General features: G+C 32.3%; 7 protein-coding genes and 1 pseudogene. 2 read left to right on the forward strand and 6 right to left on the reverse strand.

What is annotated here, in order from left to right:
- Positions 1–1,351 (forward strand): Rne/Rng family ribonuclease (locus AB8B90_RS13890; protein WP_405338104.1); only part of this gene is annotated, 1,351 nt, incomplete at its 5' end.
- A gap of 66 nt (positions 1,352–1,417) precedes the next feature.
- On the opposite strand, the gene AB8B90_RS13895 is transcribed toward AB8B90_RS13890, so the two are convergent.
- The 4 genes from AB8B90_RS13895 to AB8B90_RS13910 all read right to left on the reverse strand — a co-directional run bounded on the left by AB8B90_RS13895 (position 1,418) and on the right by AB8B90_RS13910 (position 4,955).
- Positions 1,418–1,849 carry a hypothetical protein gene (locus AB8B90_RS13895; RefSeq protein ID WP_405338107.1) on the reverse strand — a complete coding sequence of 144 codons (432 nt, stop codon included), beginning with the start codon at positions 1,847–1,849 and terminating at the stop codon, positions 1,418–1,420.
- Positions 1,850–2,052: 203 nt separating this feature from the next.
- The gene (locus AB8B90_RS13900; RefSeq protein WP_405338122.1) at positions 2,053–3,090 is read right to left on the reverse strand and encodes an aldo/keto reductase; all 1,038 of its coding nucleotides are present in this window, start codon (positions 3,088–3,090) and stop codon (positions 2,053–2,055) included.
- Between the two features lie 89 nt (positions 3,091–3,179).
- Positions 3,180–4,139 carry an OmpA family protein gene (locus AB8B90_RS13905; RefSeq protein WP_405338110.1) on the reverse strand — a complete coding sequence of 320 codons (960 nt, stop codon included), beginning with the start codon at positions 4,137–4,139 and terminating at the stop codon, positions 3,180–3,182.
- Between the two features lie 54 nt (positions 4,140–4,193).
- Positions 4,194–4,955: an exodeoxyribonuclease III gene (locus AB8B90_RS13910; RefSeq protein ID WP_405338113.1), complete on the reverse strand. Its 762-nt coding sequence runs from the start codon at positions 4,953–4,955 to the stop codon at positions 4,194–4,196.
- 135 nt (positions 4,956–5,090) lie between these two features.
- Here AB8B90_RS13910 and AB8B90_RS13915 point away from each other — a divergent pair, with 135 nt between their 5' ends.
- Positions 5,091–8,519, forward strand: a complete 3,429-nt coding sequence (locus tag AB8B90_RS13915; RefSeq protein ID WP_405338116.1) for a hypothetical protein — start codon at positions 5,091–5,093, stop codon at positions 8,517–8,519.
- Positions 8,520–8,598: 79 nt separating this feature from the next.
- Here the strand turns inward: AB8B90_RS13915 and AB8B90_RS13920 are convergent, their stop codons facing one another.
- Positions 8,599–10,140 (reverse strand): glycine--tRNA ligase, encoded by a 1,542-nt coding sequence (locus AB8B90_RS13920; RefSeq protein WP_405338119.1) that lies wholly within the window; start codon positions 10,138–10,140, stop codon positions 8,599–8,601.
- 63 nt (positions 10,141–10,203) lie between these two features.
- A pseudogene (locus AB8B90_RS13925) lies at positions 10,204–10,401 on the reverse strand (hypothetical protein); the annotation flags it as partial.

Consider the following 10,401-nt stretch of genomic DNA (forward strand, 5'->3'; position numbering starts at 1 on the left):
TGCCTTTTTGCATTATCATGATTTAGGACCAAAATTGCCTTCTCTTTTAAAATTCGTTAAACGTGTAAGCGCAGGTAGACATACCGATTTTTTACTGAAAAATTTTCAGTTTGAGAAAGATATTGATAAAAACGGAAGCATTGCTAACGCTTTAAAATCAAATCAATCTCTATTAGTACAAATTGTAAAAGAACCCATTTCAACCAAAGGTCCTCGCATTAGTAGTGAGTTATCTGTTGCAGGTCGTTATATTGTTCTCGTACCATTTTCTGATCGTATTTCAATCTCTCAAAAGATTGAATCGAAAGAAGAAAAAGAACGTTTAAAGCGTTTGGTAAGAAGCATAACGCCTAAAGGTTTTGGAGTTATAATTCGTACTGTCGCAGAAGGCAAAAAAGTTGCCGAACTCGACAAAGATTTACAGAATTTGCTGAATAGATGGACAGCAATGTGTAGAAAAATTAATAAAGCACATCATCCTAGTAAGGTGTTGAGTGAAATGAACAAAGCCTCTTCAATTTTAAGAGATATTTTTGACGATTCATTTTCTAGCATCATTGTAGATGACGAAGTGCTTTATGAACAGATTAAAGATTACGTGCAAGAAATTGCACCTGCTAAAGAATCCATAGTAAAGTTGTATAAAAATGGCGTACCAATCTATGAAAAGTATGGTATCGAACGTCAAATAAAAACATCTTTCGGTCGCACAGTCTCTATGGCAAAAGGAGCGTATTTGGTTATTGAACATACCGAAGCGATGCATGTGGTTGATGTTAACAGTGGTAATCGATCTAACAAAGAGAAAAACCAAGAGGATACTGCTCTAGAAGTCAATTTAATTTCTGCTTCAGAAATTGCTCGTCAGTTACGTTTACGTGATATGGGAGGAATTATAGTCGTCGATTTTATTGATATGGGAAAAGCAGAGAATCGAAAAAAATTGTACAATCATCTTCGTGAAGAAATGAATGATGATAAGGCAAAACATAAGATTTTGCCACCTAGTAAGTTTGGTTTGATACAAATTACCAGACAACGTGTTCGCCCAGAACGCAATATTAAAACAAAAGAAGAAAATCCTAATGGCGTTGTAGGTAGTGAAATTGAAGCACCTATTAAAGTGGTTCAAAGAATTACTCAAGACCTTGAGAGGCTTCTGAAAAAAGACTATAAAAAGATAACCTTAAATGCGCATCCTTTTATAGCAGCCTTTTTAACCAAAGGGTTTCCATCAGTACGTTCTAAATGGTTTTTAGAACACAAAAAATGGGTAAAAGTTTTACCTAGAGATGCTTACACATATCTTGAATACCACTTTATTGATAAAGATGGTAAGGAAATCAAATAATATCTAAAACCCCTTCCACATTATGTGAAAGGGGTTTTTGTTTTTATTCAATAATGTATAATTGAATTAGTTTTTTAGTAAACTCCATCCTCTTTGAGTACTATGAAATATTAATCTATACTTATAAGTCTTACCTTTTATTTCTCTTAGTAGAAATAGATGTTTTGTATCAGCAAATAAAAGTTGTAAATCACAAAAATCAGTATTAGTTAAATCTGCTAGGTTTAAAATATTCTTGTCTTTTAATTCCTCATTAAGTATTTCATCTCTTATGTCTTCAAACTTTAGATATTTAAAATCATGGGTTGAATTATCTATTTCGAAATTATAAATACAGTCCTTTTTGTCTTTTCCAGTCAAATCAAAACTTAGTTTTACTCTATTATCAACATTTTGCACTTGCATACTTTTGTCAAACATTAAATATTTAATGTCTTTTTCTTGAGACCATAAATTATTAACTAACAAGATAAAAACCAGACTTATTAATTTTTTCATTATAAATTTTTTAAATCTCACAGTATTTAAGTATAGGAAAATTTCTACAAAATAAAAAATAAAAGATGAGTACTTTGGTTTTTAATGAGATTTCTCGACAACGCACGAAATGACACTTATTGTATTTTTAGTTTAAGAGTAACAAAACTAAGTGTCGTTTAATATATTGAGAATCTTCGCTATCACTCTGAATGACAATTATCTTAAGGCGCAGGATTAGGCAATTCTGCATGAACCTCATTAATAGCTTTGAGAATCTCATCACTAAGGATGAAATTAATACTATCAATATTTTCTTCTAGTTGCTCTAAAGAGGTCGCTCCAATAATATTACTCGTCATAAACGGTCTGTCTGTTACAAAAGCTAAAGACATTTGTGCTAAAGTCATATTGTTGTCATCAGCAATTTGCATATAACGTTTTGTAGCTTCAGTAGCTTTATCTCCACTATAACGAGCAAACCTCGGGAATAATTTCAGTCTAGCATTATCTGCAGCTGTACCTTTAATGTATTTACCAGACAATACTCCAAATGCCATTGGAGAATAGGCTAGTAAACCAATCTCTTCCCGTATCGAAATTTCAGCCATATCACCTTCAAAAACTCTATTTAATAAAGAGTAAGCATTTTGAATTGTAATGGCACGTGGTAGATTATTAGTTTTAGATTCTTCTAAATAACGCATAGTTCCCCAAGCTTTTTCATTAGAGATTCCAACCTGACGTATTTTACCAGATTTGATAATGGTATCCAAATTATGTAGTATTTCATTAAAGTTATCAGTCCATTGATCATCTGGATTATGAGTGTAATCTCTAACTCCAAATGTATTCGTTTGTCGCTCTGGCCAATGCAATTGATACAGATCTATATAATCGGTTTTTAATCGTTTTAGACTGTCATTTACTGCATCGTTTAGCGCATCTTTACTAAAACCATTCGTTCTAATGTGGGCTGTATAATCTCCTGGTCCAGCAATTTTTGTTGCTAAAACTATTTGATCACGTTTACCAGTTTTTTCAAACCAGTTACCAATAATGCGTTCGGTTTCAGCATAGGTTTCAGCTGTTGCAGGAACTGGGTATAATTCGGCTACATCAAAGAAATTTACACCTTTATCTACAGCTAAATCCATTTGAGCAAAACCTTCGTCTTGCGTATTTTGGTTTCCCCAAGTCATGGTGCCAAGGCAAATTTTACTGACTTTTATATCTGTTTTTGGTAGCGTTGTATATCGCAGATTTTCATATTCTTTTAGTGACATGTAAAGATAAGAAGCTGGTTCAGCTTACTAAAATCTGTACCATCTAAATTTATGTTAAGGTTTTTCTAAATGTCATTCAATAACTTAGAAATCTCATCAAGTTTTGGCGTTAGAATCACTTCAATTCGACGGTTTTGAGCTTTTCCTTTATCAGTATCATTACTTGATATAGGAGCGAATTCTCCTCGCCCTGCAGCTGTTAAATTTTCAGGGTTAATGGCTTCGTTTTCTCTAAGGATATTCACGATTGCTGTAGCACGTTTTGCCGATAAATCCCAATTACCACTTAATTGAGCATTCCCTTTGTAAGGAACATTATCTGTGTGTCCTTCAATTAAAATAGCAATGTCTGGATTTTCAGCAAGGACTTCTCCTAATTGTTTTACAGCTTGTTTTCCTTGTGAGCCAACTGCCCAACTACCTGATTGGAATAACAATTTGTTTTCCATCGAAATATACACTTTACCATCACGTTGCTCTACAGTTAATCCTTTGCCTTCAAAATCGGTTAAGGCTCTTGAAATGGCATCCTTTAATTTGGTCATCGCAGCATCTTTAGAGGCAATTACATTTTCTAATTCTGCTACGCGTTGAGATCGTGCTTCGAGTTCTTGTTTTAAAGATTCTAGTCTTGCATTTTCAGCAGCTAAGGCTTGTTCTTTCGCTTCAAGTTGGGCTAACAACTCACGATTTTTCTTCGAGTTTGCTGCAATAGAAGCAGAACTATTTTTTTCTAAAGCGTCATAAGACGCATTCAAATTATCAAGATTTGCTTTTGTTGCATCATAATCGGCTTGTAATTTGTTACGTTGTGCTAGAGTGCTTTCATAATCTCTTTGAAGATTAGCCAAATCGTTTTGAGCTTTGTTTAATGCAGCTTCAAGATTTTGATTTTTATCAGATAAGGTTCTGTTTTCCTTTTTTAACTCCGCATATTTATCTTCAAGATCTGTGTAAATCTTTTTTGAGACACATGAGGTTGTAAGACATAAAGTAAGTGCTATTAATGACAATTTTTTAATCATAAGTTTTTGTGTTTAGTTGTTGATCTATGTTGTTTGATTTGTTTGAGCTTGTAGTTAATTATCAATTTCTACTAAAATCGGACAGTGATCACTATGGACTGCTTCCGATAAGATAACGCTTCGTTTAATGTTTTCTTGTAATGGTTCACTAACCATAGCATAATCTAATCGCCAACCTTTGTTATTCGCTCTTGAATTTGCTCTATAGCTCCACCAGCTATATTCTTGTTTTTCAGGATGTAAAAAACGGAATGAATCTATAAAGCCACTATCAATAAAGTTACCAAGCCATTCACGTTCTTCGGGTAAAAATCCTGAAACTCCTTTCATTTTTGGGTTATGAATATCAATAGCTTCATGACAAATATTATAATCACCAAGGACTACCAAATTGGGAATTTCTGTTCTCAGGTTATTTAAATAGTCATGAATCATATCCATATATTCGAACTTATGAGCCAATCGCGCATCATTTGTTCCAGAAGGTAAATACATACTCATTACAGATAAATCATCAAAGTCAGCTCTTATATTACGTCCTTCGAAATCCATTGATTCGATTCCTGTGCCATAAGCAACATGTTTAGGCTCGATTTTACTTAAAATAGCAACACCACTGTAACCTTTCTTCTGAGCACTAAACCAGTAATTGTATTTGTAACCCGCATTTTCAATCGCTTCAATATCGACTTGTTCTTTCATGGCTTTAATTTCTTGCAAGCAAATTACATCTGGATTTGCACTTGTAAGCCAATCGATTAAACCTTTATTCATAGCTGCTCTGATGCCATTTACGTTGTAAGAAACTATTTTCATAATATAAATTTATTAGATATTTATTGTTAAATGCCGATTATCGGTCTAAATTAAATAATACTGTACTTTTACACTATTATTTTAAGGAGGTTTTAACCATAAAATATTTTCTGTCTTTAGAAGTTTATATACTTGATGAAAATTGCTATTTCACTTATCTGTTTTATTATGGGTTGCTCTGCTTTTGCGCAAGAGCCTAAATCTAATTATAGAACAAAAAAAGTAGCAATAAGAGATTCTATAAAAGTTGATACAGTAAGTATTAATACAAGCAGTTTTATTTTAAGACGAAAAGACAATACTATCATTGACACAACATACTACAGTGTCGATTTCACAAAAGCCTTATTAACCTTTAAAAAACCAGTAGAATCAGACTCCATTGTGATTGATTATTTGCGTTATCCTAATTTCATTACTAAAAAATATTTTCAGTTAGATGAACGCATCATAGTTGAGAATACAGATAACCTTCAGCGATTATACAAGCTCAATCAATCTAACGTGCAACGTTCGTTTTTACCTTTTGATGGTTTAAGTACTTCTGGAAGTATTTCACGAGGCGTCACGATTGGTAACAATCAAAATTCGGTATTGAATAGTGAATTAGACTTGCAAATTTCAGGGAAGTTAAGTGATAAAGTATCTTTAAGAGCTTCCATACAAGATGCTAATATTCCATTACAAGAAAGTGGTTATTCGCAACGATTAGATGAATTTGATCAGGTATTTATTGAACTATTTAGTGATTCTTGGAATATTAGAGCTGGTGATATTGATTTGGTAAATAATGAAAGTTATTTTGCCTCTTTTACTAAGCGAGTTCAGGGTTTATTGGTGAATGTAGATTTTGATAATGAAGAATCAGACACCAATATATTTGCTGCTGGTGCCTTGGTAAGAGGTCAGTTTACGAGTAGTCAGTTTACAGCTCAAGAAGGGAATCAAGGGCCATATAAATTACGTGGACCAAATAGTGAATTGTTTGTACTCATTGTCTCAGGAAGTGAAACGGTTTATGTGAATGGAATTCCAATAGAACGTGGTGAAAATAAAGATTATATCATCGATTATAATGCTGGTGAGATTATTTTTAACTCAACATTTCCTATAACTTCTGAAATGCGTATTACAGTTGATTATCAATTTAGTGAGCGAAATTTTTCACGATTTACAGTGTTTGGAGGTGGAAACTATGAAACCGAGAAATTGAAATTAGGCGTTTCGGTGTATTCTGAAGTTGATTCAAAAAATCAACCCTTGCAACAAAATTTATCTTCGGAACAAGTTGATATTTTATCTCAAGCTGGAGATAATCAATCATTAATGGTAGCGCCATCAGATGTTGAAGAGTCTTTTGATGAGAACCGAATTTTATACAAAAAAGAAATTGTTGGAGGCGAAGAAATTTTTGTGTTTTCAAATGATCCTGATGATGACTTATTTAGTGTCCGATTTACTCAAGTTGGTATTAATCAAGGAAATTATATTATAAAAACAGAATTTAATGGAGAAACATTCAGCCCTTTAAATAATGTATTTGAATATGTTCCTCCATCTGGAGGAGTTCCGCAAGGAACACACGAACCGATTATACAATTAATAGCTCCAGTAAAATTACAAGTTGCCGTTGTTAACGGAAGTTATAAACCTTCAGATAAAACAGATATAGTTTTCGAATTAGCTGGTAGTAAAAATGATTTGAATTTGTTTTCAGATCTTGATGATGGTAATAATAATGGTTTTGCTGGTAAATTAACAGTTAGGCAACAACTTATTAAAACAGATAGTTTATGGAACTTTAGTGCTTATGGTGATGCAGATATTATTCAAAAAGATTTTAGAACCATTGAACGTTTGTATAGACCGGAATTTAATCGGGATTGGAATTTAGAAAATCCTCTAGGAAATCAGAGTTTGCTATCTTCAGGTTTAGAGTTGATTCATCCAGAAAAAGGAATTGCTAACTATAAATTTGAGCATCTAAATTACTCTGAAAATTTTAATGGTAATCGTCATAATTTATTGGCTAATTTGAAGTTGAAACAATTCAATATTTATTCTGCATCTAGTTATTTAAGTAATAATAGCGCTGTATCACAATCGACCTTTTTAAGGTCTTTTAATCGCGTAGTATATAACTTTAAAAAGCAATGGGTTGGTGTAAAACTAGCTATGGAAGATAATGAGCAACGTTTGAAATCTAATGATTCATTAACAAATTTAAGTCAGCGTTTTAAATCATATGAAGCCTTTACAGGAATAGGAGATAGCACTAAAGTGTTTGTAGAAGTTGGTTATATCAATAGAGTTAATGATAGTTTGCGACTAAATCGTGTTGATAAAGTAAACACTTCTAATACGTATTATTTAAAATCTAGAATCATAAAAAATAAGTTTACAGACTTAGCTATTTTTGCTAATTATAGACGATTAAAGCAAGAAGATTCTAATTTGGAAGATGATCAATCCTTAAATTCTAGATTAAATTTTAATCAGAAACTATTCAATAATATGATCATTTGGAATACGGTTTTTGAAACCAATTCAGGAACATTGCCTCGTCAAGATTTTACCTATGTTGAAGTAGAACCTGGTCAAGGTGCATATACTTGGATTGATTATAATAGTAATGGCATACAAGAACTTGACGAATTTGAATTGGCGCAATTTGTTGATGAAGGAAGTTTTATTCGTGTATTACTACCAAATCAAGTTTTTGTAGGAACACATCAGAATAGATTAAGTCAAACCTTAACAATTAACCCACAACAATGGGCAACTTCCGAAAATAAATCTAAAAAATTCTGGTCTCATTTTTATAATCAAACATCATATTTAATTGATAGAAAAGATGAACGACAAGGGAATACCTTTGATTTAAATCCATTCTCTACAAATGATGACAATCAATTAGCACTTAATAAAAGTGTAAGAAATGTTTTGTTTTATAATAGAGGGAAACAACATTATACCACATCATATACCTTTTTAAATAATACCAATCGTTCTGTATTATCTGTTGGATTTCAAGAAAATAAATTGCAAAGTCATCAACTTCAATTTAATCATAAGTTTGCAAAAAGTTGGTTAATAAATTTTGAATCTAGTTTAGAGGTTAACGAAAGTATTAATGAAAATTTTGTGTCACGTAATTATAAGTTAGATCAAAGGCGTATTGAACCTAAACTGTCATATATTTTTAATGAAAATGCACGTTTTGATGTATTTTATCAATACACTACAAAAGATAATACTGTTGGAGATGAAGAAGGCTTGTTTCAAAATAATTTCGGATTATCTTTTACTTATAATAATGCTCAAAAAATAGCTTTAACAGGAGAGGTCAATTATTTTAACAATGAATATAATGGCAATCCAAATACACCAGTAGCTTATCAGATTTTAGAAGGTTTGCAACCAGGAAATAATTTTACATGGAGTTTACTGGCGCAAAAGAAACTGACTAAGTTTTTAGATTTGAATTTGAATTACTTCGGAAGAAAAACAGAATCTAGTAAAACCATTCATACGGGAACGATTCAATTAAAGGCATATTTTTAAAAAACAACTCCCAAGTGTTGACTTGGAAGTTGTTATATAATGTGAGATGCTGAAACAAGTTCAGCATGACGAATTAGAATTATTTCATTTTTTTAAGCCAATGCTTTACATCGACTTCTTTTTTAATAATATCTCTTAGGTCTTCAATCTTAACACGTTGTTGTTCCATAGTATCACGATGACGAATAGTTACTGTGTTGTCATCTAAAGTGTCGTGATCTACAGTAATACAAAAGGGTGTTCCGTTAGCATCCTGGCGTCTGTAACGTCTTCCAACTGCATCTTTCTCGTCATAAGTGACATTAAAATCCCATTTTAAATCTTCTATAATTTGTTTCGCAATCTCAGGAAGTCCGTCTTTTTTAACTAAAGGTAATACAGCAGCTTTTGTTGGTGCTAAAACAGCAGGTAATTTTAAAACTGTCCTTACACTGCCATCTTCTAAAGTTTCATTTTCTAAAGCATTAGAAAAAATAGCCAAGAACATACGGTCTAAACCAATTGAAGTTTCTAAAACGTAAGGTGTGTAACTTGCATTGTCTTCATGGTCGAAATATTGTAATTTTTTTCCAGAAAATTCCTCATGTTGTTTTAAATCAAAATCAGTACGAGAATGAATCCCTTCTAATTCTTTAAATCCGAATGGGAATTTAAATTCAATGTCAGTTGCAGCATCTGCATAGTGGGCTAGTTTTTCATGATCATGAAAACGGTAATTATCGTTACCCATTCCAAGTGATAAATGCCATTTCATTCTGTAATCTTTCCAATGTTCAAACCATTCTTTTTGGGTTCCTGGCTTGATAAAGAATTGCATTTCCATTTGTTCAAACTCACGCATTCTAAAAATAAACTGACGAGCAACAATTTCGTTTCTAAATGCTTTTCCAGTCTGTGCAATACCGAAAGGAATTTTCATACGACCAGTTTTTTGAACATTCAAAAAGTTAACGAAAATACCTTGTGCTGTCTCTGGACGTAAGTATAAATCCACAGCACTATCTGCACTGGCACCTAATTTGGTTCCAAACATTAAATTGAATTGCTTAACATCTGTCCAGTTTTTAGAACCAGTCATTGGGTCAGCAATCTCAAGTTCTTCAATTAAGGCTTTGACATCTGCTAAATCTTCTTTTTCAAGAGATTGACCAAGACGTTTAAGAATCGTATCAATTTTTTCTTGATAACCAAGAACTCTGCCGTTTGTGCTTACAAATTCTTCTTTATTAAAAGCATCACCAAAGCGTTTTTGAGCCTTCTTGACTTCTTTTTCAATTTTATTTTCAATTTTTGCGCAGTAGTCTTCTACTAAAACATCTGCGCGATAACGTTTTTTAGAATCCTTATTATCTATTAAAGGATCATTGAACGCATCAACGTGACCAGAAGCTTTCCATGTTGTAGGATGCATAAATATTGCGGAATCAATACCAACAATATTATCATTCATCTGTACCATGGCTTTCCACCAGTAGTCACGAATATTTTTTTTGAGTTCAGCTCCATTTTGAGCATAATCATAAACTGCACTTAATCCATCGTAGATTTCACTACTTTGAAATACGTAACCATACTCTTTTGCATGAGAGATTACTTTTTTAAATTGATCATCGTTTGCCATGGTGCAAAAATAAAAAACCACTTCAATTTACAGAGCGGTTTTTAATAAATTATGTAGAGATAATTAGTTTAATTGTACTTGTGTGCTACCTAATCTTCGGTCTTTGTTAAAAACACTGATAAAATAGGTTCCAGCGGTAAGAGGTTTTTCATCAGCATCTGCTTCGATATCTAAACAAATATCAACAACCTCATTGTTGTAATCTACTATTTTTTTTGAACTATAAATTAAGGAAGTATCACCAAAACTGATTGCGCCTTT

It is taken from the genome of Psychroserpens sp. (assembly GCF_045105015.1).
GTDB lineage: Bacteria > Bacteroidota > Bacteroidia > Flavobacteriales > Flavobacteriaceae > Psychroserpens.

Bases quoted from the DNA above. Each gene is read 5' to 3' on its own strand.
- AB8B90_RS13915 (WP_405338116.1), top strand. From the start codon at position 5,091: ATGAAAATTGCTATTTCACTTATCTGTTTTATTATGGGTTGCTCTGCT.
- AB8B90_RS13910 (WP_405338113.1), bottom strand. From the start codon at position 4,955: ATGAAAATAGTTTCTTACAACGTAAATGGCATCAGAGCAGCTATGAAT.
- AB8B90_RS13895 (WP_405338107.1), bottom strand. From the start codon at position 1,849: ATGAAAAAATTAATAAGTCTGGTTTTTATCTTGTTAGTTAATAATTTA.
- AB8B90_RS13920 (WP_405338119.1), bottom strand. From the start codon at position 10,140: ATGGCAAACGATGATCAATTTAAAAAAGTAATCTCTCATGCAAAAGAG.
- AB8B90_RS13905 (WP_405338110.1), bottom strand. From the start codon at position 4,139: ATGATTAAAAAATTGTCATTAATAGCACTTACTTTATGTCTTACAACC.